The sequence below is a fragment of the Frederiksenia canicola genome, assembly GCF_011455495.1.
In the GTDB taxonomy this organism is placed as follows: Bacteria; Pseudomonadota; Gammaproteobacteria; order Enterobacterales; family Pasteurellaceae; genus Frederiksenia; species Frederiksenia canicola.
On sequence record NZ_CP015029.1, the window covers coordinates 1,171,526 to 1,195,112 of the forward strand.

22 protein-coding genes and 1 tRNA gene are annotated in these 23,587 nt (G+C 44.6%); 17 read left to right on the forward strand and 6 right to left on the reverse strand.

Annotated features, from left to right (window positions below; translation table 11 throughout):
- The 5 genes from hscB to iscX all read left to right on the forward strand — a co-directional run bounded on the left by hscB (nucleotide 1) and on the right by iscX (nucleotide 3,687).
- The gene (gene hscB / locus A4G17_RS05780) at nucleotides 1–522 is read left to right on the forward strand and encodes a Fe-S protein assembly co-chaperone HscB (protein ID WP_123956545.1); all 522 of its coding nucleotides are present in this window, start codon (nucleotides 1–3) and stop codon (nucleotides 520–522) included.
- Nucleotides 523–534: 12 nt separating this feature from the next.
- Nucleotides 535–1,167, forward strand: coding sequence for a DUF2625 family protein (locus tag A4G17_RS05785; protein ID WP_123956543.1), 633 nt, complete (start codon nucleotides 535–537; stop codon nucleotides 1,165–1,167).
- Nucleotides 1,168–1,285: 118 nt separating this feature from the next.
- Nucleotides 1,286–3,142, forward strand: coding sequence for a Fe-S protein assembly chaperone HscA (gene hscA / locus A4G17_RS05790; RefSeq protein ID WP_123956541.1), 1,857 nt, complete (start codon nucleotides 1,286–1,288; stop codon nucleotides 3,140–3,142).
- Between the two features lie 9 nt (nucleotides 3,143–3,151).
- Nucleotides 3,152–3,493, forward strand: coding sequence for an ISC system 2Fe-2S type ferredoxin (gene fdx / locus A4G17_RS05795; RefSeq protein WP_123956539.1), 342 nt, complete (start codon nucleotides 3,152–3,154; stop codon nucleotides 3,491–3,493).
- Entirely contained in the window at nucleotides 3,493–3,687 is a 195-nt protein-coding gene (gene iscX / locus A4G17_RS05800; RefSeq protein ID WP_123956537.1) for a Fe-S cluster assembly protein IscX, read from the forward strand. Before fdx ends, iscX begins: the two co-directional genes overlap by 1 nt.
- Nucleotides 3,688–3,793: 106 nt before the next feature.
- Here the strand turns inward: iscX and A4G17_RS05805 are convergent, their stop codons facing one another.
- The 3 genes from A4G17_RS05805 to rdgC all read right to left on the reverse strand — a co-directional run bounded on the left by A4G17_RS05805 (nucleotide 3,794) and on the right by rdgC (nucleotide 6,658).
- Nucleotides 3,794–4,333 (reverse strand): DUF924 family protein, encoded by a 540-nt coding sequence (locus A4G17_RS05805; protein WP_207948541.1) that lies wholly within the window; start codon nucleotides 4,331–4,333, stop codon nucleotides 3,794–3,796.
- Nucleotides 4,333–5,580 (reverse strand): multifunctional CCA addition/repair protein, encoded by a 1,248-nt coding sequence (locus A4G17_RS05810; protein ID WP_123956533.1) that lies wholly within the window; start codon nucleotides 5,578–5,580, stop codon nucleotides 4,333–4,335. The genes A4G17_RS05805 and A4G17_RS05810 overlap by 1 nt, the downstream gene beginning before the upstream one ends.
- 169 nt (nucleotides 5,581–5,749) lie before the next feature.
- Complete coding sequence (rdgC, locus tag A4G17_RS05815; RefSeq protein ID WP_123956532.1) at nucleotides 5,750–6,658, reverse strand: recombination-associated protein RdgC; 909 nt, start codon at nucleotides 6,656–6,658, stop codon at nucleotides 5,750–5,752.
- 121 nt (nucleotides 6,659–6,779) lie between these two features.
- Here rdgC and proC point away from each other — a divergent pair, with 121 nt between their 5' ends.
- The 6 genes from proC (at nucleotide 6,780) to A4G17_RS05845 (ending at nucleotide 13,312) form a co-directional block, all read left to right on the forward strand.
- On the forward strand, nucleotides 6,780–7,598 hold the full coding sequence (gene proC / locus A4G17_RS05820; RefSeq protein ID WP_123956530.1) for a pyrroline-5-carboxylate reductase: 819 nt from the start codon (nucleotides 6,780–6,782) through the stop codon (nucleotides 7,596–7,598).
- Complete coding sequence (locus A4G17_RS05825; protein ID WP_236940991.1) at nucleotides 7,595–8,767, forward strand: 3-phenylpropionate MFS transporter; 1,173 nt, start codon at nucleotides 7,595–7,597, stop codon at nucleotides 8,765–8,767. Before proC ends, A4G17_RS05825 begins: the two co-directional genes overlap by 4 nt.
- 139 nt (nucleotides 8,768–8,906) lie before the next feature.
- Entirely contained in the window at nucleotides 8,907–9,446 is a 540-nt protein-coding gene (apt, locus tag A4G17_RS05830; RefSeq protein ID WP_123956528.1) for an adenine phosphoribosyltransferase, read from the forward strand.
- 23 nt (nucleotides 9,447–9,469) lie between these two features.
- Nucleotides 9,470–11,512, forward strand: coding sequence for a DNA polymerase III subunit gamma/tau (gene dnaX / locus A4G17_RS05835; protein WP_123956526.1), 2,043 nt, complete (start codon nucleotides 9,470–9,472; stop codon nucleotides 11,510–11,512).
- 142 nt (nucleotides 11,513–11,654) lie between these two features.
- A complete protein-coding gene (locus A4G17_RS05840) occupies nucleotides 11,655–12,560 on the forward strand; it encodes an ABC transporter ATP-binding protein (RefSeq protein WP_123956524.1) in 906 nt (301 codons plus the stop codon).
- Nucleotides 12,557–13,312, forward strand: coding sequence for an ABC transporter permease (locus A4G17_RS05845; protein WP_123956522.1), 756 nt, complete (start codon nucleotides 12,557–12,559; stop codon nucleotides 13,310–13,312). Before A4G17_RS05840 ends, A4G17_RS05845 begins: the two co-directional genes overlap by 4 nt.
- A gap of 57 nt (nucleotides 13,313–13,369) precedes the next feature.
- On the opposite strand, the gene A4G17_RS05850 is transcribed toward A4G17_RS05845, so the two are convergent.
- Nucleotides 13,370–14,137, reverse strand: a complete 768-nt coding sequence (locus tag A4G17_RS05850) for a TOBE domain-containing protein (RefSeq protein WP_123956520.1) — start codon at nucleotides 14,135–14,137, stop codon at nucleotides 13,370–13,372.
- Between the two features lie 104 nt (nucleotides 14,138–14,241).
- On the opposite strand from A4G17_RS05850, the gene modA reads away from it, so the two are divergent.
- From modA to gap, 5 genes are all read left to right on the forward strand, one after another.
- The gene (gene modA, locus A4G17_RS05855; RefSeq protein WP_123956518.1) at nucleotides 14,242–15,000 is read left to right on the forward strand and encodes a molybdate ABC transporter substrate-binding protein; all 759 of its coding nucleotides are present in this window, start codon (nucleotides 14,242–14,244) and stop codon (nucleotides 14,998–15,000) included.
- Between the two features lie 77 nt (nucleotides 15,001–15,077).
- Nucleotides 15,078–15,767 (forward strand): molybdate ABC transporter permease subunit, encoded by a 690-nt coding sequence (modB, locus tag A4G17_RS05860; protein WP_123956516.1) that lies wholly within the window; start codon nucleotides 15,078–15,080, stop codon nucleotides 15,765–15,767.
- A 6-nt stretch (nucleotides 15,768–15,773) separates the two neighbouring features.
- Nucleotides 15,774–16,829: a molybdenum ABC transporter ATP-binding protein ModC gene (gene modC / locus A4G17_RS05865; RefSeq protein ID WP_123956514.1), complete on the forward strand. Its 1,056-nt coding sequence runs from the start codon at nucleotides 15,774–15,776 to the stop codon at nucleotides 16,827–16,829.
- Between the two features lie 112 nt (nucleotides 16,830–16,941).
- Nucleotides 16,942–17,018: transfer RNA gene (locus tag A4G17_RS05870), tRNA-Ile, on the forward strand.
- A 338-nt stretch (nucleotides 17,019–17,356) separates the two neighbouring features.
- On the forward strand, nucleotides 17,357–18,361 hold the full coding sequence (gene gap, locus A4G17_RS05875; RefSeq protein WP_123956513.1) for a type I glyceraldehyde-3-phosphate dehydrogenase: 1,005 nt from the start codon (nucleotides 17,357–17,359) through the stop codon (nucleotides 18,359–18,361).
- 117 nt (nucleotides 18,362–18,478) lie between these two features.
- On the opposite strand, the gene ispC is transcribed toward gap, so the two are convergent.
- Both ispC and relA read right to left on the reverse strand, forming a co-directional pair.
- A complete protein-coding gene (ispC, locus tag A4G17_RS05880) occupies nucleotides 18,479–19,669 on the reverse strand; it encodes a 1-deoxy-D-xylulose-5-phosphate reductoisomerase (protein ID WP_123956511.1) in 1,191 nt (396 codons plus the stop codon).
- Between the two features lie 80 nt (nucleotides 19,670–19,749).
- Nucleotides 19,750–21,951: a GTP diphosphokinase gene (relA, locus tag A4G17_RS05885; protein ID WP_123956509.1), complete on the reverse strand. Its 2,202-nt coding sequence runs from the start codon at nucleotides 21,949–21,951 to the stop codon at nucleotides 19,750–19,752.
- 273 nt (nucleotides 21,952–22,224) lie between these two features.
- On the opposite strand from relA, the gene hemA reads away from it, so the two are divergent.
- On the forward strand, nucleotides 22,225–23,532 hold the full coding sequence (hemA, locus tag A4G17_RS05890; protein ID WP_123956508.1) for a glutamyl-tRNA reductase: 1,308 nt from the start codon (nucleotides 22,225–22,227) through the stop codon (nucleotides 23,530–23,532).
- Nucleotides 23,533–23,587: the final 55 nt, after the last annotated feature.

The following is a 23,587-nucleotide window of genomic DNA, read 5'->3' on the forward strand; positions in this document are numbered from 1 at the left end:
ATGACTAATCCTTTTGCGTTATTTGATTTGCCTGTGCAGTTTCAGGTGAATTTTGATGAAGTTTCCGCCCGCTATTTAGCGTTACAGAAATCCCTGCACCCTGATAATTATTCCGCGAGTTCCGCTCAAGAACAGCGGCTTGCAGTACAAAAATCGGCAGAAATTAACGATGCGTTGCATATTCTAAAAGATCCGATTTTGCGAGCTGAAGCGATCATTCATATTCATACGGGCGAACAACAAGATATCGAACAAAAAAGTACCCGCGATATGATGTTCCTCATGCAACAAATGGAATGGCGTGAAACCCTTGAAAATATTGAAACTGCAAAAAATGAAGAAGATCTTACCGATTTCACCAATGACATTGTCGCAGAAGAAAAAGTGATTTTAGCTCAACTTGAAACCGCCCTAAACGCTCAACAATGGGCAGAAGCCTTAGCGATTAACGATAAACTGCGTTTTATCAAAAAATTGCAAGTCGAAATTGAGCGAGTGGAAGAAAAACTGTTTGATTTCTAAGGAGAATAAACGATGAAAACCTTAGACGAATTAGTCGATCAACATCCTGCATGGAATATTGTCAAAACGTGGTTTGATTCAGCGAATAACCAATATGAAGTATTAGATCCCGATGTGGAAAATGCAGGTAATGAATTAGTGGGAATGCAACTTTCTACCGCAACACCACTTGGATCAATGATTTTTTATACGGGTGGGTTGCTAGTCGATCACGGTTGGTTACGTATTTTAGGCTCTGGCAACAAAAAATTACCTCGAGGCTTTTTTGAATGGAATTTCGGCAAAACCTTTGAGCAATCAGGCGAACGTCCGTTCCATTTATTGATCGCTGATGATGTCATCGGCGGTTATTTTGCGATTAATGGCGGTGGCTTAGGCGAAAAAGTTGGACTAGTGCATTATTTCCACCCGAAAAAACAGAAATGGGAAAGCATCGGTTTGAACTACTCGCAATTTCTCGGCTGGGCATTAACGGCAGATCTCGCCAGTTTCTACCACGATCTACGTTGGAATAATTGGCAAGCAGACATCGAAAAAGTTGGCGGACATCAAATTATCAACCCAGAAACCCAAAAACTACAACCGATCGAGCGCCATTACCAAACGACTTTCGCTCCCAATGATTTTGGGTATTCGGTGAACTAAACGTCGAGTAGAGTGGGTCTTAACCCATCATTGAAATGGGTAAATTTTTGAAAAATATGACCGCTTGTGGTGGTCATTGGTGGGGGAAGCCCCACCCTACAGAGAGATATAAATAACAATGGCATTACTTCAAATCGCAGAACCTGGGCAAACCGCCGCACCGCATCAGCATAAATTGGCGGTCGGGATTGACTTGGGGACGACAAACTCGCTGATTGCCACAGTGCGTAGCGGGCAAACACAGGTTTTATTGGACGACAAAGAGCGAGCCCTTGTGCCATCAGTGGTGCATTATAGAGAACAAGCGAAAACCGTTGGTATAGATGCCTTCGCACAAGCAAGCCGTGATCCGAAAAATACGGTGGTGTCGGTCAAACGTTTGATTGGGCGTTCCCTTGCCGATGTGCAGCAACGCTACCCCAATTTGCCTTATCAATTTATGGCCAGCGAAAATGGCTTACCATTGATTGTGACCGCACAAGGTAATAAAAGTCCGATTGAGATTTCTGCCGATATTTTAAGCCACTTAAATCAACTTGCGGAGCAACGTTTAGCAGGTGAATTATCTGGCGTGGTGATTACCGTTCCTGCCTATTTTGATGATGCTCAACGCCAAAGCACTAAAGATGCAGCACGTTTGGCGGGGTTGAATGTGTTACGTTTATTGAATGAACCAACTGCAGCAGCGATTGCCTACGGCTTAGACAGCGGACAAGAAGGCGTGATTGCGGTCTATGATTTAGGCGGCGGCACTTTCGATATTTCGATTTTACGTTTAAGTCGTGGTGTGTTTGAGGTGTTGGCAACTGGTGGTGATACGGCTCTCGGTGGCGATGACTTCGATCATCTATTAGCAAACTGGATTGCTGATCAGGCAGGTGTACAGCCGCAAACTGCAGGTGAACAGCGTGAGCTGCTTACCTTAGCGAGCCAAGCCAAAATTGGCTTATCGCAAGCGGTCAGTTTCCCGTTACATTTTGCAAATTGGTCGGGTGAAATCAGCCGTTCGCAATTTGATGCGTTAATTCAACCGCTTGTTAAACGCTCACTAATGACTTGCCGCCGTGCGTTGAAAGATGCTGGTGTCAATAGCAGCGATGTGCGTGAAGTGGTAATGGTTGGTGGATCAACCCGTGTGCCATTTGTGCGTGAACAAGTGGGTGAGTTTTTCGGTAAAATACCGCTAACCTCGATCGACCCTGATAAAGTTGTCGCTTTAGGTGCGGCTATTCAAGCGGATATTTTGGTCGGTAACAAACCCGATGCAGATATGTTGTTGCTCGATGTGGTGCCACTCTCGTTAGGTATTGAAACCATGGGCGGTTTAGTAGAGAAAATCATCCCACGCAACACGACGATTCCCGTGGCGAAAGCCCAAGAGTTTACCACCTTCAAAGATGGGCAAACAGCGATGACCGTTCATGTGGTGCAAGGCGAGCGTGAGTTAGTTGATGACTGCCGTTCACTCGGGCGTTTCACTTTGCGAGGTATTCCGCCGATGGTGGCGGGGGCGGCACATATTCGCGTCACTTATCAAGTCGATGCCGATGGTTTGCTAAGTGTAACCGCGATGGAAAAATCGACCAAAGTGCAGGCGTCAATCCAAATCAAACCATCTTATGGTTTGACTGATGAAGAAGTGACGGAAATGATCCGCTCATCAATGAGCAATGCGAAACAAGATATGGAAGCCCGCCAGTTAGCCGAAGTGCGAGTAGAAGCCGATCGAGTAATTGATAGCGTGATCATTGCCTTGCAAGAACACGGTGCGGAGCTACTGAGTGTTGATGAGTTTAATGCGATCGAAGCGGTATTAGCCCGTTTGATCGAACTGAAAAAAGGCGAAGATCGCGGTGCGATCCAGCAAGGAATTAAAGAGTTAGATATTGCAACTCAAGCGTTTGCAGCCAAACGAATGAATGCATCAATTCAAAAAGCATTAGCGGGTAAGGCCGTTGATGAAGTTATTAAATAAGAGGATTTTATGCCAAAAGTAGTTTTTCTTCCCCACGAAGAATTTTGCCCAGAGGGTATGGTTGTAGAGGCAGAGCCAGGTGAGAACTTGCTTGAAGTGGCTCACAATGCGGGCGTGGAAATTCACCATGCTTGCGACTGTTCTTGTGCGTGTACCACTTGCCACGTTGTGATCCGCGAAGGATACGACTCCCTTAACGAAAGCTCAGAGCAAGAAGAAGATATGCTCGATAAGGCTTGGGGCTTAGAAATCGATAGCCGCCTTTCTTGTCAATGTGTTGTTGGCACGGAAGATTTGGTGGTCGAAATTCCAAAATATAACTTGAACCACGCAAATGAGGCAGCACACTAATGAAATGGACAGATGTGCGAATGATCGCTGAAAATCTATATGATATGAATCCAGATTTAGACCCAACTACCGTTCGCTTTACCGATATGCACCGATGGATCGTTGAAATGGACGATTTTGATGATGATCCAGAAGCATCAAACGAACATATTTTAGAAGCAATTTTGACCATCTGGTTAGAAGAGTACGAGTAAACAGAAACGGGCGAATGCCCGTTTTTGTTGCAACAAGCGGTCAGTTCCAGTGATTTTTTTGCGAGTAGGATGTGCAAAAAATGGCAAGGAACTGACCGCTTGTTAATTAGAAGGATGAGCCAGGTTGCTGCAAAAAAGCAATCTCTTCAGGCGTCGATTGGCGACCTAAAATTTCATTGCGGTGCGGATAACGTCCGAAGCGGTCAATAATTTCTTTATGGCGAATTTCATAGTCAAAAGTGTAATCATCGTCTAATGCTTTGAATAGTTCGACCGCTTGTTGATGAATTTTTGCCGATTCCGAGTGCATATACGGCATTAAAATAAATTTGCGTTGAATCGCTGGCAAGGTTTGATAATCAGGGTGTTTCACCGCTTCTTGAGCTAGAGCCATCGCCATTGGGTCTTGAGCAAAGGCCCGTGGTGTATCACGCCATAAATTGCGAGAAAATTGATCGAGCACGATAATTTCCGCAAGGCGACCTTCAATCGTCTCCCGCCAATCGTCTAGTTCACTTTTCGCTGCCGCTTCAGCTACGGCTTCAAAGCGTTCACGGATCAAGTTATCAAACGCATCGCTTTTGCCAAACCATTCGGCAGGGGTGATTTCGCTAAACCAAAAATCTAAAATCGTTTGTGGGGCCATTATTGCTCCTGCTTGAGTTCGTGTTTAAGTTGATGAATCGCCGCTTGGCGGCGTTTGTCTAATTCTTTACGGATCTCCGCTTGCTGAAAACCGTCCGCAATAACCGCTTGTACGCTCACTTCACTTGCGGCTTGGTAATACTGTTTGGCAAGTTCGGCTTGTGGATATTCACGATCTTCGAAACCTAATCGCCCTTTGCTATCCGCTTCGCACACCAATAAAAAGTCGAAAAAGCGTTCAGGTTTTCGCCATACGTCCAATTTATTGAATAACTTCAAGACGGTGTTAGAGCGAAGCTCGGTCATTTTGTGCGTGTGTGTATGAAATTCTGCCACCAATTTAGCAAAATCTTTGGTGTGGGTTGGGGCTTTCAAGCGGTTGGCAAGCGTTGCTGTTGGGGCGACACCTTTTTGCTCGTGTCCGTAGTGATGGGGCAAGATATCTTTGGGCGTCAAGGCTTTGCCGAGATCGTGACACAACGCTGCGAATAGCATGCTTTCAGGATCGTGGGCTTGGCTGGCAAGCTTTTTTGCCTGTTCCAACACCAATAAGGTATGTACGCCCGAATCAATTTCAGGGTGGTGTTTTTCAGGCTGTGGTACGCCAAAAAGTGCATCCACTTCTGGAAATAGCACCGCCAGCGCCCCCACTTTTCGCAGCACTTGGAAATAAATATGAGGGGAATTTGTCGCAAAGGCTTTTTGGGTTTCGAGCCAAACTCGCTCGGCAGTGAGATGTGCCAGCTCGCCACAAGCGGTCATTTCTTGCATTAATTTTACTGTTTCATCGGCAATGTGGAAGCCAAGGGAATGAAAACGTGCCGCAAAGCGAGCAACTCTCAACACTCGTAGTGGATCTTCACTAAATGCGGGTGAAACGTGGCGAAGCAGACGATGTTCTAAATCCGCCAAGCCGCCATAAATATCAATAATCTGACCGTTTGCATCTTCAGCAAGAGCATTGATGGTCAGATCACGGCGAATCAAGTCTTGTTCAAGAGTGACTTCGGCAGTGAAATCACAAATAAAGCCGTTATAGCCATTGCCCTGTTTGCGTTCGGTACGAGCGAGGGCGTATTCCTGTTTGGTTTTAGGATGCAAAAAAACGGGGAAATCGTTGCCCACCTGCTGATAGCCTTGTGCCAACAATATTTCGGGCGTGGCTCCCACCACTAACCAATCTTGATCTTTGACGGGCAAGCCAAGCAATTTATCCCGCACCGCACCGCCAACTAAGTAAATTTCCATTGTTGAGTTCCTAAAATTTTCGGTATTGTCCCATAAATCCGATTGAACAGGAATCTTGCGAATCCCTCTTTTATATCAGCGAATGGATCATACATGGCCCGTCCAAAACAAGCGGTCAGATTGTGAAAAAATTTTGCAAAAAATCATCAGAATCTGACCGCTTGTTCGCTTATAAACGTTCTTTCACGCCGCCTAAGGTGTCGCTCAATTTTTCGGTGAACAGGCGCAATTCTTCCGTCATCAGCAGGAAGTCTGCATCGAAACGTTGGGCGATATCTTCTTTCAGAATGTCATCATTTTTCTCCCGAATTTCATCGGCAAATTTTAGGCGGGTGAGGGTAGCATCTTCGTTGAGTACAAAGCTGAAATGATTTTCCCATTCCAACGCCAAACGCGTCACAAATTTACCCGAATTTAAGTGAATGGCAATTTCTTCGCTTTCGAGATCTTGTCGTTTGCAACGGATAATGCTGTCAGTCTCAAACGATTTTAGCTCCGCTTCTTCTAATAATGTTAGCCAATGCGGTGTTTCGCCCTTGGCTAGCCAGGCGGTCATTGCATCAATGGGTGTTTGAGCGAAAGAAATCGGTACCACTGGCAGCGAACCGAGCGTTTTACGCAGCAATGCTAACGTATCTTCCGCCCGTTTGGCTGAAGCCGCATCAACATAAACCAGTTGGCGATCTAAATCGAGCCAGATTGCCGTAAATTGATGTTTGCTGAATGCTCGTGGCAACAACATCGCAATCACATCGTCTTTAATGGCCTGTTTTTCGGTTTTCTTCAGCTTACGATTTTCTTTCTGTTCTAAGGTGTCGATACGGTTTTCGGTCTCTTTTTTAATTACCGTGGCGGGTAGGAGTTTTTCTTCTTTATGCGACACAAGCAAAAATTGTTGCCCGACGCAGAAATGGAGTAATTCGCTGCTTACAAGCGGGTTTGACCAACCGAATTTGCTCATATCGCCCTGTTGGCAAGGGTGAAAACGGGTGTCTTGCAGTTGTTGTTCTAATGTGTTGCTGTCGAGTGAAAGGGGACTGGTGAGCCGATAAATCATGGCATTTTTGAACCAAAACATTTAGGAATTCCTTGTGATAGCGTAGAATAGCGGGCATTTTACGGTATTTAAACGATTTGCAAAATGTTAAATTCTGCCCTTACTTACGGTGTAGGCAGAATTTCATCATGAGGAAAATAGGATGCAACAGAAGAAAATTGCGTTTATCGGGGCGGGGAATATGGCGTTTGCGATTATCGCAGGCTTAGTCAAAAGCGGCTATCCAGCAGGATTAATGACCGCTTGCAATAAAAGCAACCAAGCACGCCGAGAGCAGTTACGAGCAATGGGACTGAATGTGGATAGCACCAATCGCCACGCGGTCGAGCTGTCGGATGTGGTGATTTTGGCGGTGAAGCCACAAATGATGGCAGAAGTGTGTAGCGAGTTTGCCGATGTTGATTTTAGCGAAAAATGGGTGATCTCTGTGGCAGCAGGCATTTCCGTGGCTCGTTTGGAACAGCTTTTGCCAACAGCGAAAAATATCGTTCGCACGATGCCGAATACACCCTCATTAATTGGCGAAGGCATGGCGGGATTATTTGCAAAAAAATCGGTGGAACCGACCGCTTGTCAGTTCGCCGAAGCCTTGCTTTCGGCCGTCGGCGGCTGTTACAGGGTTGAAACAGAAACTAAACTAAATCATATCATTGCGATCACAGGCAGTAGTCCAGCCTATTTCTTTAGATTTATGGAAGCGATGCAGCAATCGGCCGTCGACATGGGCTTTAGTGAGCAAGATGCCCGCCAACTGGTGCAAGCGGCAGCACTGGGGGCCGCAAAAATGGTGGTGGCAAATCCTGATTTGCCGATCGCCACTTTGCGAGAAAATGTGACCTCCAAAGGCGGTACGACGGCACAGGCTTTGGTGGTATTTGAGCAAAATGACTTAACCAAAACCGTTGATCAAGCGATGCACGCCGCAATCAAGCGAGCTGAGGAGTTGGAAAAATTACTATGATGAAATTATCCCTTTTTCAATTATCTCCTTTTCAATGGTCGGCATTTAACTTCTTCGGCTTTTATGCCGCTTTTGGCGTGTTGTTGCCGTTTTTGCCCGTATGGCTGAAATACCACGGCTACGACACCGATATTATCGGCTTGCTGATTGCTTTGGGTTATCTATTCCGTTTTGTCGGGGCGATGTTTTTCTCACGTTCGGTGAAAAATCCTAACCAGTTGATCCCACTTAACCGCTTTCTCACTTGGGCAACGGTGGCCGTGCTGTTTGTGGTGGCGTGGGCAGTTGGTTCGATTTGGCTGTTATTACCTGCGATTGCAGTGTTCCATATTTTTAACGGTGGCTCAATGCCGATTGCTGATACCATTTCATCGACCTATCAACAGCAAATTGGAATGGACTACGGGCGGTCGAGATTGTTTGGCTCGGTGGCGTTTGTGGTTGGTTCAATTTCCACAGGCTATTTAGTTGGTTGGTTAGGTGAAAGTGCGATTATCGGGATTCTAATCGGCTGGCTAGTGTTTCTTGGTGTGGGGATTAGTTTCAACCCAAGCCAAAAATTTGTGGAAAATAGCAAAAACGACAATCAATCTGCTAGCGACGTGGGCTATTTGACATTGATGAAAGTACCAACGACGTTGAAAATGTTGATTGCGATTTCGTTAATTCAATCTTCGCACGCCGCATATTACGCCTACAGTACGCTTTATTGGACAAGCAGCGGTATTTCAACTACCCACACCAGTTTTTTATGGGGAGCAGCCGTTGTCGCAGAGATCACTTTTTTCTTTTTTGCGAATAAGCTATTTAAAGCGTGGAAAACGCAACACTTGATCATTCTTGCTGCCTTGGGGGCAATGGTCCGTTGGGCAATTTTGGCATCGACTAATCAGTTTGCTATCCTGTTTGCTGCTCAGCTATTGCATGCCATTTCTTATGCAATGGGGCATTATGCTATGATCCGTTATATTTCCACACAACCCGTTGAACACAATGCCAAACTGCAAGCTCTCTATTTTAGTTGGGCAAGCTGTGGGGTGATGGCGTTGTTTACCTTTATTGCTGGTTTGGTTTATCAAATTTCCCCTGCATTTAGTTTTTGGCTAATGCTGATTTTCGCTCTGCCAGCGATTTTTATCGTACCGAAAAAGTTTGAAAGTAAAGTCTAGGCTTACAAGCGGTTAATTTTAGACAGGGTTTTGCAAATTTTGTTTTGGAACTTACCGCTTGTTTCATTTTTTCCTTGTAATTTTAGGGATTTTTGCTACATTCCAAAGGTTATTTTTCCATTTAAACAGAAGGTTGAAAATGAACCAACTTGATTTAATCAAATCCTCGATCAAATCCATTCCTGATTATCCAAAAACAGGCATTATTTTCCGTGATATTACCTCATTATTAGAAGTACCGGAGGCTTTCCAAGCCTCTGTTGATGCGATTGTTACTGAGTTTAAAGGTAAAGGCATCACCAAAATTGTTGGTACCGAATCCCGTGGTTTTATTTTTGGGGCACCAGTGGCGTTAGCCTTAGGCGTACCGTTTGTGTTAGTACGTAAACCGAAGAAATTACCGCGTGCGGTGATTTCGCAATCTTATACCTTGGAATACGGCGAAGATACGTTAGAAATCCACACCGATGCGATCCAAAAAGGCGATAATGTATTGATTATTGACGATTTATTAGCAACTGGCGGCACCGTTGAAGCAACCGCAAAACTCATTCGCCGTTTAGAAGGTACCGTTGAAAATGCGGCTTTTGTGATCTGGTTACCAGAATTAAAAGGGGCAGAGCGTTTAGCTGAAGCGGGCATCAAATCTTTCACTTTAGTGAGTTTTGACGGTCATTAATTTTCACGAAAAGTAGGTATCCTGTGTCCTATCAAGTTCTTGCACGCAAATGGCGACCACAACGGTTTAACCAAGTGGTTGGGCAACAACACGTTTTATCCGCTCTTGAAAACGGTTTGAGAGAAAATCGGCTACATCACGCTTATCTTTTCTCGGGCACGCGTGGCGTGGGTAAAACATCGATTGCCCGATTATTTGCCAAAGGCTTGAATTGCGAAACGGGGATTACCGAGGATCCTTGCGGTGAGTGTGCGAATTGTAAAGCGATTGAAGAAGGGCGTTTTATCGACTTAATCGAAATCGACGCCGCATCTCGCACCAAAGTGGAAGACACCCGAGAGCTACTTGACAATGTGCAATATAAACCAACGGTTGGACGTTTTAAGGTCTATCTGATTGACGAAGTGCATATGCTTTCTCGCAGCAGCTTTAATGCCTTGCTGAAAACCTTGGAAGAGCCGCCGGAGTACGTCAAATTCCTGCTTGCTACCACGGATCCGCAAAAACTACCGATTACGATTTTGTCGCGTTGTATGCAATTTCATTTGCGTGCATTAGATCAAACTCAAATTCGTGATCACCTTGAGTTCATTCTCAATCAAGAAAACATCCCTTATGAATTAACCGCTTTGGACAAGCTTGCCAAAGCGGCACAAGGCAGTATTCGAGATTCTCTCAGCCTGACCGACCAAGCGATTGCCGTTAGCAATGGCAATATTACCTTGCCAATTGTCAGTACAATGTTGGGGCTGATTGACGATCATCAGCCTGTTGAATTGGTTCAAGCCCTTGCCCTTGCCGATGGCGAAAAAGCGATGAAAGTGATTCAATCTGTCGCCAAAAAAGGCGTAGATTGGCAACAAATGTTGAGCGACGTGGCAGAAACGTTGCACCAAATTGCGATGTTGCAACTGCTGCCACATCATGCCCAAGAAGATAGCCCCTTGCATTTTTTGGCTCGCCAACTGCCGCCTGAAGATGTGCAATTTTTCTATCAACTGATGCTTACGGGCAAAAAGGAGCTACCTTTTGCTCCTGAGCAACGTGTTGGCGTGGAAATGACCGTTTTGCGTGCTTTGGCGTTTCACCCGAAAAATGCCGATAAAATCGTCAATCCAACTCAGCCTGCTATGAGCCAACAAACGCAGCCGGCATCAAATTCTACTCAGCAGATCGCCCAGCTGCGTGAGCGGTTGAGCCAAAATCAGCCAACGCAAACACAAGCTCAGATTCCGCCGCCTACACAAGCGGTCAGATCCGATGAAAAATTTGCAAATCCTGCCGCAAAACCGACCGCTTCGCAGCTTGTTCAAACGTCTGAAACGCAATCGGATAATCCAACAGATACACTGACAAAAGCGAATATGGCATTGCGTGCGTTGAGCAAGCTCGATGCCACTTTAGCAGGTGCCGAAAAAAAAAAGCCTGACCCCGTAGTCCTTCCACAAGCGGTGAAGAAAACACAAAATTTGCAAGAGCGTTTTGCGAAATTGGGTGCTCAACCCACTCACCAGCCATCTGCAGAAACTAAAAATGAGCCGCAGAAAAAAGAGGAGGATTACCGTTGGACGTGGCTGAATCCTGAATTAGAAACGCAAGACGACGCACCAAAACCGTCCGATATCAAATTAGCGATCTTGCAAGAACGCACCCCTGAATTAGTCAAAAAAACCATCGAATTGGCATGTGAGCAAGATGAATGGAGTAATATTGTTGGACGGTTACAGCTAGGTGGGCTTACTCGCCAAGTCGCCTTAAACAGCTATCTCGCTAGTCGTCAAGAGAACGAATTGCAGCTTGTATTGAAGCCTGCCATGGCACATTTACAAAATCCAGAAACCTTGCAGTTTCTTGGCGAAGCACTAACTAAACTGGGCTTAAAATATCAATTAACCTTAGGCGAAAGCAGTGAACACAAAACTCCGCTCGAAATTCGCCGTCAGATTTTTGAAAATCTCACGCTAGATGCAAAAAATGCCTTGTTTGCCGATGAAAAACTACAACTACTACGTGATGCATTCGATGCCGAAATTGATGAAGCAACAGTAAGGGCAGTGGCGGAGTAGAAAAGAAATTCTTTTTTATGACCTTTTAGCAGCGGATCTCTGTGTCCGTTTGCAACAAGCAGTTGAATGTAGCAAAGATCTTACTCATATGTTTACGGGCGGACATATAGGTCCACCTCTACAAATAAGAAATCAATTAAATATGAAAGCCCTAGAAATCAAAAACTTAGTAAAACAATATCAAACCGGTGTGCAGGCATTGCGGGGGATTGATCTGACCGTGGAGCAGGGGGATTTTTACGCATTGCTTGGGCATAACGGGGCAGGGAAATCGACCACTATCGGTATTATCAGCTCGTTGGTGAATAAAACGAGCGGATCGGTGAAGGTATTTGGTTACGATTTAGATACGCAAAAAGTTCAATTAAAACAACAAATTGGCTTGGTGCCACAAGAGTTTAATTTCAATCAATTTGAAAAAGTAATCGATATTCTGCTCAACCAAGCGGGCTTTTACGGTATTGATCGTTCTTTAGCGTTGGAACGAGCACAATATTGGCTACGCAAGTTGGAGTTGTGGGACAAACGTGATGCCTTAACCCGTGAGCTGTCAGGTGGTATGAAGCGGAGGGTGATGATCGCCCGTGCGTTAATGCATAGTCCGAAATTATTGATTTTAGATGAACCAACTGCTGGGGTGGATATTGAACTTCGCCGCAGCCTTTGGGATTTCTTGCGTGAGCTTAATCAACAAGGCACAACCATTATTTTAACCACACACTATCTGGAAGAAGCGGAAACCTTGTGTCGTAATATCGGGATTATTCAACAAGGGCAGCTGATTGAAAATACCTCAATGAAAGCTCTGCTTGCCAAGCTCGAAACGGAAACTTTTTTGCTAGATTTAGCGGAAAATCGACCGCTTACAATTGAAAATTACCCCTTCGAATGGCTTGATGAAACGACTTTAGAAGTCGAGGTGAAACGCCAACAAGGGCTGAATAATTTGTTCCAACAGCTTACTACCCAACAGATCGAAGTGTTAAGTTTACGCAACAAATCAAACCGTTTAGAAGAACTATTTATGCGATATAAGGAAAGTAAATGATCGGTTTTTACACATTAGCGACAAAAGAAACCAAACGTGTGCTACGGATTTGGCGACAAACTTTAGTGCCACCCATCATCACCACAACGCTCTATTTCCTGATTTTCGGCACACTGATTGGCAAACGCATTGGCGAGATGAATGGCGTAAGTTATATGCAGTTTATTGCCCCTGGGCTGATTATGATGTCGGCGATCACTGCGGCTTATACCAATACCGCATCGTCTTTTTTCTTGAGCAAATTTGTGCGTAATATCGAAGAATTACTCGTTTCACCACTCTCAACTCATACCATTATTTGGGGCTATGTAGCGGGCAGCATTATGCGTGGGATCTTTGTTGGGGTGCTAGTCACGGCGGTGACATTGTGCTTTATGTCGTTTAATATTCATTCGTGGAGTATGATTATTTTAACGATGCTGATGACCACAATTGCTTTTGCATTAGGTGGTTTGATCAATGCCGTTTTTGCCAATACTTTTGATGATATTGGTATTATCCCGACTTTTGTTCTTACACCGTTGACTTACCTTGGCGGCGTGTTTTATTCGATCAATCTCTTGCCTGAATTTTGGCAAGGGGTATCACAATTTAACCCGATTGTGTATATGATCAGCGGCTTCCGCTATGGCTTTCTCGGTATCAGCGATGTGTCAATTTACTATACCTTCGGCGTGCTAGGATTGCTAATCATTGTGCTTTATTCATGGGCGTATTATTTGATCGAAAAAGGAGTGGGATTACGTTCATAATTGCAAAATGTTAGGCAGAACTGACCGCTTGTAGCTCGAAGAACGAAGTGCTTCGGGCTACAATGCTAACAACACAATCTGTTCTGGGTCGATACTTACCCAAATTTTTTCGCCTGCGACTAATGGCATTTCATGATGGACAGTTGCAAAACATTCCACATTGCCTGCCTCTAATGCCACCTCATTGGTTTCCCCTTTTTGAATAATTTCACAAACTGTTGCGATAAAACGGTTTGGTAGATTTGGTTCTTGCGTGTGCAATGTTAGCCACGGGGCTTTAATCATCAACATCACTTCTTTGCCTTCAGCTAATTGCAACCGTTGGCGGCTTGATTCGGTGATACAAGCGGTCAGATTCTCAGGGAAATTTGCAATTTCGATCATCACATCACAATGTACGCCTTTTTCATCAAGGCGTTTCACTTTGCCGAAAAACTGATTTCTGGCACTACTTTGCGGGGAAAATTTTGCGGTAGCAGAGAGCAGACTATCGAGCGGAATTTGCTCATCTTGCAAAATTTCAAACGCTTTCTCTTGAGTTTTCGCTAATAAATCATAGAGTTGCAGCAGACGCTCGGCATAATGTGTTAGCTGCGTGCCACCGCCATTTTTTCCACCAGCGTTGCGTTCTAACAGCGGTTTCGGGCTGATAGCATTCATCGCTTCCAAATGATCCCATGCACTTTTATAACTGACATTGGCATTTTTTGCGGCTTGATTAATTGAGCCACTTTGGCGAATTTCTTTAAGTAGTCGCACTCGTTTAGGATCGACAAAAAGTTGTTGCTGTAACTTAATCGTTAGCAAAATTTCAGTTTGTTGCATTGTTCACTCCGCATTTTTGTAGATATTCTAAAAGCATACTCGCTTTTTATCATTATATAATTTATTATATATCGAGATTTTAACCCTTTCTTGGAGTACTAAAAATGAAAAAAGCGTTACTTAAATTAACACTAACTACCGCATTTGGCTTGGTTTCTACTGTAGCACTAGCGGAAAACATCACGGTTTTTGCTGCTGCGTCAATGACCAATGTATTACAACAAATCGGTGATGAGTACAAAAAACAACATCCCGAGGACTCTTTAACTTTCTCTTTTGCTGGATCGTCAACATTGGCGAAACAAATTGAGCAGGACGCACCAGCGGATTTATTTGTTTCTGCTGATCAAAAATGGATGGATTATGTTGCACAAAAACAACCGCAAAAGACCAAAAATATCAGAGTGTTAGCTGAAAATGCCTTAGTGTTAATTGCACCTAGTGCAAGCACTTTGAACGTGGCTAGTGTGAAAGAGATCAATTTTAAATCTGTGATTAGTGAGAGCTACTTAGCGGTAGGCGATGATAACGTGCCGGTTGGTCGTTATGCGAGAAAAGCGTTAGAAAACTTAGGGTTATGGGCGGATGTGGAAAATCGCTTATCGAAAGCGAAAGATGTGCGTGCAGTGCTTGCCTACATTGAACGGGGAGAGCTGCCGTTAGGTATTGTCTATTCAACGGACGCTAAAATTAGCGATAAAGTGAAAGTAGTGGCAGAGTTCCCACAAGAAAGCTATGGCAAAGTAGTTTATCCTGCCGCAACGTTGAGTGAAAAAGCCGAAGCAAAACGTTTTCTTGACTACCTTTCAAGCCCAGTTGCTCAAATGGCATTTGAAAAAGCGGGTTTTAAACTTGTAAAATAGTTTACATTAAGCAGGGGGGGCTTGACCCACCATGTCATTTTAATCATTTTTGGTGGAGCAAGACCCATCCTACTATTATGTTTTTTTCGTTTACCTCCCAAGAACTCAATGCCATTTTTCTTAGCCTGAAAATTGCATCGGTCGCGATTCTTTTGGCGTTGCCTTTTGCGATTGCGGTGGCATGGCTGCTTGCTCGTAAAAATTTTTGGGGCAAAAATTTGCTCAATGGCATTATTCACTTACCGCTTGTCTTGCCGCCAGTCGTTATCGGTTACCTTTTGTTGGTACTGATGGCAAAAAAAGGGGCGATCGGGCAGCTACTCTGGCAATGGTTCGGTTTTTCGTTTAGTTTCTCGTGGCGTGGTGCAGTGCTGGCGTCAATGGTAATGGCATTTCCGTTGATGGTGCGGGCAATCCGACTTTCTTTTGAAAATATTGATCCAAAACTTGAACAAGCCGCTCGTACGTTAGGGGCTAGTCCGTTGAAAGTCTTTTTCACGTTGAATTTACCGCTCTCTTTTGTTGGTATTGTCTCAGGGGCAGTATTGGGCTTTGCTCGTTCTCTTGGTGAGTTTGGAGCAACTATTACCTTTGTCTCGAATATCCCGAACGAAACCCAAACCATTCCCGCTGCACTTTACACCTTCATTGAAACCCCCGATGGCGAGCTGGCAGCTGCACGGCTCTGTTTGGTGGCGATTGTGATTTCGTTAATTGCCTTGTTCTGTTCCGAGTGGTTGGCACAAAAACAACAAAAATATAAGTAGGTGAAAATGTTACAAATTTCGGTGCAACAACAGCTTGGCGACTTGCGTTTATCTGTGGATGTTGAGATTGCGAACCAAGGCGTGACGGCGATTTTTGGCAAGTCGGGAGCGGGGAAGTCGAGTTTAATCAACTTGGTTGCGGGGCTTTCTACCGCTCAAACAGGGCGAATTTTACTCAATAATCGAGTATTATTCGATAGCCAACAACGCATCAATTTGCCGCCTGAAAAACGCAAAGTGGGCTATGTATTTCAAGAACCACGCCTATTCCCCCATTATCGTGTTGAGAAAAATCTCAACTATGGCCGCAAGCGGTCAGATCCTGCCTATTTTTTGCAAATTGTTGAACTGCTTGGCATTGGGCATCTGCTTGAACGTTTCCCAAATAGTTTGTCAGGCGGGGAAAAACAGCGAGTGGCAATTGGGCGAGCGTTACTGTCTGAACCCGATATTTTATTGATGGACGAACCTTTGTCCGCCCTTGATCTTCCTCGTAAAAAAGAGTTGCTTGATTTTCTCAGTCAACTGGCGAAAAACGTGCAGATCCCGATTTTGTACGTCAGCCACAGTCTTGATGAAGTCGTACGCTTGGCGGACAGGCTATTGCTGCTCGACAACGGGAAAGTCGCTGCGTTTGATCGGGTAGAAGCGGTCTGGAATAGCCCCGCTTTTGCGGATTGGCAGCCCGACTCGCAGCAAGTTAGCCTACTTGAATTACCGATTGTTGCGGAACAGTCGGCTTATCAAATGTTGGGGTTAGGCATTGGCGGGCAGCAGATTTGGATTAATCAGCAGTCCCGTTATCAGCTCGGCGATAGACTACGGATCACAATCGCCAGCCGAGATGTGTCACTCACCAAAAATAAACCTGAGCAAACGTCAATCCGCAATATTTTGCATGGCTCAATTTGCAAAATTTCCCGTAAATCTGACCGCTTGGATCTCGCTATTCAAGTTGCTGACCAGCAAATCTGGGCAAGTATTAGCCCATGGTCTTTTGATGAATTACAGCTTGCTGTCGGGCAACTAATTTATCTGCAAATCAAAAGCGTATCAATTTAGCCGATTTTTTCAGCGAGTGACCAACAAAAATGGCAGAAAGATAGCTTTTCCTGCCTTTTCTCGTTATAATCCTGCGCGTTTTTCATTTCTTAAATGCATCTTGCATTCCAATCCCCCCTTAGCTCAGTCGGTTAGAGCAGGCGACTCATAATCGCTTGGTCACTGGTTCAAGTCCGGTAGGGGGGACCATCAAGCCTATCATAGCCTTTCGAAACTTATCTCAAACCCCTTGATATACAGGCTTTACAGCATTTTCTATTCTTTTTTCTTATCGTTTTTTTATTGTGTTTTTACGCACTTAATTAGAAATTTTAGTTATACCATTAGACGTACCATTTTCACTGTATCCACTAACGTTGTTGAAAATTTGATGTAGATCATTACACAAAACGTCTCTATGGTTGTTTGAGTGATTTTCGATTGCCAAAAGACGGAAAGAGTGTGTTATAATTTAATTGCCTTTTTCGTAATACAAGATGTAACGAAAGGAACGAGTTTTGTTTAACTTTAAATATAGGTAAAAATCTATGGCAATTAAAATTGGTATTAACGGCTTCGGTCGTATCGGTCGTATCGTATTCCGTGCAGCTCAACTTCGTGACGACATCGAAGTAGTAGGTATCAACGACTTAATCGACGTTGATTACATGGCTTACATGTTGAAATACGATTCAACTCACGGTCGTTTCGATGGTACTGTTGAAGTTAAAGATGGCAACTTAGTAGTAAACGGCAAGTCAATCCGTGTAACTGCTGAGCGTGATCCTGCAAACTTAAACTGGGGTGCAATCGGTGTTGATGTTGCTGTTGAAGCAACTGGTTTATTCTTAGATGATGCAACTGCTCGCAAACACATCACTGCAGGTGCGAAAAAAGTGGTTTTAACTGGTCCATCTAAAGATGCTACACCAATGTTTGTAAACGGCGTAAACTTTGATAAATATGAAGGTCAAGACATCGTTTCTAACGCATCTTGCACAACCAACTGCTTAGCACCACTTGCTAAAGTTATCCACGAAAAATTCGGTATCAAAGACGGTTTAATGACCACTGTTCACGCAACGACAGCAACACAAAAAACTGTGGATGGTCCTTCTGCAAAAGACTGGCGTGGTGGTCGCGGTGCGGCACAAAACATCATCCCATCTTCAACAGGTGCAGCGAAAGCAGTAGGTAAAGTATTACCAGCATTAAACGGTAAATTAACAGGTATGGCGTTCCGCGTTCCTACTCCAAACGTTTCTGTTGTTGACTTAACGGTAAACTTAGAAAAACCAGCAACTTACGCTGAAATCTGTGCAGAAATCAAACGTGCTTCAGAAAATGAAATGAAAGGTGTGTTAGGTTACACTGAAGATGCAGTAGTATCTACTGACTTCAACGGTTGCACAGAAACTTCTGTTTTCGATGCAGCTGCAGGTATCGCATTAACTGATACTTTTGTTAAATTAGTTTCTTGGTACGACAACGAAACTGGTTACTCACACAAAGTGTTAGACTTAGTTGCTTTAGTACACAACTATAAAAAATAATCTAAATTGATAGATTAAATGCAAAACGCCACTCAGTGAGTGGCGTTTTTTGTGCTTACAAGCGGTCAGATTCGAAGAACATTTTGCAAATTTTTTGTCGGAACTGACCGCTTGTCACTAGAATTGTAAGATAGCTTGCTTAGCCAATTCTCTCGCTAATTTGTCGATATGCAACACATCAGCAATTTCTCGAATGGCAATTGGAGCGATATTTTCGACCACGCTGCGATTGACTCCCACAATATCCGTAAAACGAATTTGCTCATTTAAAAAGGCTTCAACAGCAATTTCATTTGCGGCATTCATTGCAGTGGTCGCATATTGCCCCGCAGTGAAGGCATCAATCGCTAATTTTAAATTCGGATAGCGAGCGAAATCGGGTTCGATAAAGGTCAGCTCTTTCAACTTGAAGAAATCAAGGGGAGCAACACCTGCGTTGATGCGGTTTGGGTACGCTATGGTGTGTGCGATTGGTGTTCGCATATCAGGATTGCCCATTTGTGCCAGCACGCTGCCGTCAATGTAACGCACCATCGAGTGAATGATCGATTGAGGGTGAATGATGATCTCCATTTCGTCCGCCGTGGCATTAAATAGCCAGCGGGCTTCGATATATTCTAAACCTTTATTCATCATTGTGGCGGAATCGACGGAAATTTTACGCCCCATTGACCAGTTTGGGTGAGCGACTGCTTGGGCGGGCGTGATTGTTGAAAATTCATCTAGCGGTTTAGTACGGAAAGGTCCCCCCGAACCTGTCAAAATAATTTTGCTGATACCAAGCTGAGCAAGTGGGCAGAAGCCGACTTGATTTTGTGCTTCAACAGGCAGTGATTGAAAAATTGCATTGTGTTCGCTATCGACAGGTAATAACTTCGCCCCTGATTTTTTGGCTTCATCAATAAATAGCTGACCGCAAGTGACAAGCGATTCTTTATTCGCCAGTAGCACTTGCTTGCCTGCTTTGACGGCAGAAAGAGTTGGTAACAGCCCAGCAGCGCCAACAATTGCCGCCATCACTTGATCGACTTCAGGGTGTGCCGCTAACTCACAAATTGCTTGCTGACCGCTCACCACTTCTGTTGGCAAATTGAGCGAGCGTAAATTTTCCGCTAATTGTTGAGCTGCGGTTGCATTTTCTAAGGCTGCAAAACGTGGATGAAAACGTTGGCATTGCGCTGTCATCAACGCTACATTTTTCCCACCAACTAACGCAAAGGCTTGATATTGCTCAGGATTGTGTTCAATCACCGATAAGGTGCTAGTCCCAATTGAGCCTGTTGAACCTAAAATTACTAATTTTTTCATGTTATTCCTTTTACTATTGCTGGCGGATTAAGTGCCCACCCGTTACATATTGCAACATATAATTTAAATTTTATTTCTTGTTAGTTCGACAGCCGCTTCGCTTCAATCACATCGTCTAACTGCAAAAGGCGAGCAGTGAGTTTGCTGAGTAATTGGATATTATTCAGTTCGATTTCTACATCCATTGTTGCGATACCTCGCTTGGTATCGGTACGGCTAGAAACACCAAGCACGTTCACTTTTTCATTTGCCATAATGCCGCTCACATCACGCAATAAGCCATTGCGGTCGTTAGCGATAATTCGAATCACAAGGCTGAAGCCAGTAGCGTAGGTTTCGCCCCATTCGGCTTCGACTACCCGTTCTGGACTGTTGCTTTGCAGCTCAAACAGCTGCTCGCAGTCGGATCGGTGAATAGAAATCCCTCGCCCTTGGGTGATATAACCCACAATGTCATCTCCAGGGATCGGTTGGCAACAACGGGCGATGTGGTGCATTAAGTTGCCCACACCCTCCACCACCACAAAGCCTTTTTTCTGTTTCGGAGCGTTTTGGGCTTTGTGGGCGACCTGTTTTAAAATCGCTTCATCGGCTTGTTCTGCGGTCGGCTTGATCAGCTTGGTTTGCAAGTAGTGCGAAAGCGGGCTTAACCGGATATCGCCGCCGCCAATGCCTGCGTAGAGATCATCTAGCTGTTTTAAGTTGTAACGTGGCAGAGCGTATTCTTCGATCTGTTTTTGGGTGAAATTGAATTTCGCCATTTCCGCTTCAAGCATCTCCTTGCCAAGTGGGATATTTTTCTCACGATCTAACTTTTTGAACCATGCCACCACTTTCGAGCGGGCTTTTGGCGTGTTGATAAACCCTTGGTTTTGGTTCAGCCAATCACGGCTTGGATTGGGATTCTTCTGGGTGATGATTTCCACCTGATCGCCCATTTGGAGTTGATAAGTGAATGGCACAATTTTGCCTGCCACTTTTGCCCCAATGCAGCGGTGTCCAATTTCACTGTGGATTGCATACGCGAAATCCAGCGGGGTTGCTCCTTTGGCGAGATCGACCACTTCGCCCTTCGGTGTAAACACATAAACCCGATCGTCAAACACTTGTGAACGCATTTCCGCCACCATATCGCCTGAGTCAGCAATATCTTTTTGCCAATCAAGCAACTTACGTAACCACGTGATTTTTTCTTCGTAGCCAGAACGCCCCGCCGCTGTCCCTTCTTTATATTTCCAGTGGGCTGCCACGCCAAGTTCGGCATCATCGTGCATTTTCTGGGTTCGGATTTGCACTTCGATCGCTTTCTCGCCTTCGCCTAGCACAACGGTATGGATTGATTGATAGCCATTCGGCTTGGGATTGGAAATGTAGTCGTCAAAATGCTCAGGCAAATGACGATATTGGGTATGTACAATGCCGAGAGCGGTATAGCAATCTTCCAAAGTAGGTACAATCACTCGCACCGCTCGTACATCGAATAACTGATTGAATTTCAGATGCTTTTTCTGCATCTTTTTCCAAATGCTGTAAATATGTTTTGGGCGACCGTAAACCTGCACTTCGGTAAGCTGTTCCTTTAAACAAGCGGTCAGATCAAACACAAAATTTGCAATATATTGCTCTCGATCTAAACGGCGTTCACCGAGATCATATTTGGCGATTTGGCGGTAATCCTGTGGGCGTAAAATGCGGAAGCAGTAATCTTCCAGCTCCCATTTGAGCTGCCCGATGCCCAAACGGTTTGCAAGTGGAGCATAGATGTGCGAACACTCTTTGGCAGCAAGCACCAGATCTTCTTCGCTACGGCTGACATCTCGTAAATAGACGATTCGCTCCGCCAATTTGATCACGACACAGCGGAAATCGTCTACCATCGCCAGCAGCATTCGGCGAATATTGTCGATTTGCACATCGGAAGCATGGCTGGCGTTGAGTTGGCGGACGTTGTCCATTTCCAATACGCCTTTGACTAAGTTCTTGATTGAGTTGCCGAATTTTTCTTTGACATCGGCAAGATCGATAATGTGATTTTTGACTAAGGGGAAGAGTAGCGCCGCGACGAGACTTTCATCATCCATACTTAAACTGTGCAAAATTTCAACCATTTCAACACCCGACCAAATCAGGTGGAACTGCTCAGTATCAAGTTTTTCTTGGACATAACGCCAGGCAACCAGAAGTTGATCGAATGTAATTGGTGGCATTTGCAAACCCGCACTCCAACTTGCCAACTCAAAATTGTTAGGATCAAGCAGGTGTGAATGACGAATTGCAACCATAAATTCCTCCAGAAAAACGTAGGTCAATGGCTTTTTAACCCAGTCTATTAATGACAAAAAAGGAGGTTTATTATAGCGGAAAACATTTGAAAAGGGGGCGGATTTCTTCGTCTTAAAAAGCATCGCTGATCAATTGCAAAAAATGTCTCGGAACTGACCGCTTGCATTTTGCGATAAGTCAAACCTATCAAGACAATCATTTGCACCACGGGAAGCGATTGATTAGAATAGCCAACTTTACGAGTTGAGCTCGTTTTCTTTTTGTGGGTAGCAATGACAATTTTAGCATTAGGCATCAATCATAAAACGGCATCGGTGAATTTGCGAGAAAAAGTGGCATTTGTGGAAGACAAACGCCAACAGGCTCTTGAACAAATTCGCGCGCAAGGACTTGCCGAAAGTGTCGTCATTCTTTCTACCTGTAACCGCACCGAACTCTATTTTCACCAGCCCGATGTCCCACCGCAAGAAGATCACCCCGATAACCAAGCGTGGCGGGCACAATGTACCGAGTGGTTTGAAAACATTCATCATCTCGAACACGATGAACTCGAAAACAGTCTCTATTTCAAACAGAATATGGACGCTGCTCGTCATTTGATGAGTGTGGCGTGCGGGTTAGATTCATTGATTTTGGGTGAGCCACAAATTTTGGGGCAAGTAAAACAAGCCTATCAAGACAGCGAAATTTTCTACCAAGCCCAAGGCGAGACAATGTCCACTAACCTTTCTCGTCTCTTCCAAAAAACCTTTGCCACGGCGAAACGGGTGCGTTCTGAAACAGAAATCGGCAGCTCGGCCGTGTCGGTCGCCTATGCCGCTTGTGGCTTAGCTCGCCAAATTTTCGATAATTTTGACAAACTACGTTTTCTGTTGGTCGGGGCGGGCGAAACCATTGAACTGGTCGCTCGTTATTTGGTACAGCACGGGGCGAAGAACATGATGGTCGCCAACCGTACTCACGTGCGTGCAGAAATGATGGCAGAGCGAGTCGGGCATCCGATGCAAATTTTATCCTTAAGTGCATTGCAGCTCGGTCTAAACCAAGCTGATGTCGTGATTAGTTCAACGGGTAGCCCTGACCTATTGATTAGCAAAGAGATGGTCGAAGCTGCCCAAAAGGAACGCCGCTATGCTCCGATGTTACTGATTGATATTGCCGTACCACGTGATATTGATGAAAAGGCAGGTGAGTTAGATAGTGTCTATTCATATAGCGTGGATGATTTACAACATATTATCGAGCAAAATCTTGCTCAGCGTCAGCAAGCGGCCGAACAAGCGAAAGAGATTGTTGTTGAAGAGGCGAAAGATTTCTTTGTATGGCTGAAGCAGCAACAGTCGAGTAATTTGATTAAGCACTATCGCCAAAATGCGGAAGCCATTCGTTTAGAACTGCTTGAAAAAGCGATGAACGCTTTGCAACAAGGGCAAGATAGTGAGAAAGTGCTGAATGAATTAAGTTATAAACTCACTAACCAACTGCTCCATGTTCCAACTCAAACACTACAGTCATTAGCTAAAGACGGAAATGTGAAAGGCTTACAACGTTTTTCACAGGCATTAAAGTTAGAAGCGTGATTTGCAAAACTTTTGAAGGATCTGACCGCTTGTTGCAATAAAAAAACCGTTCCAA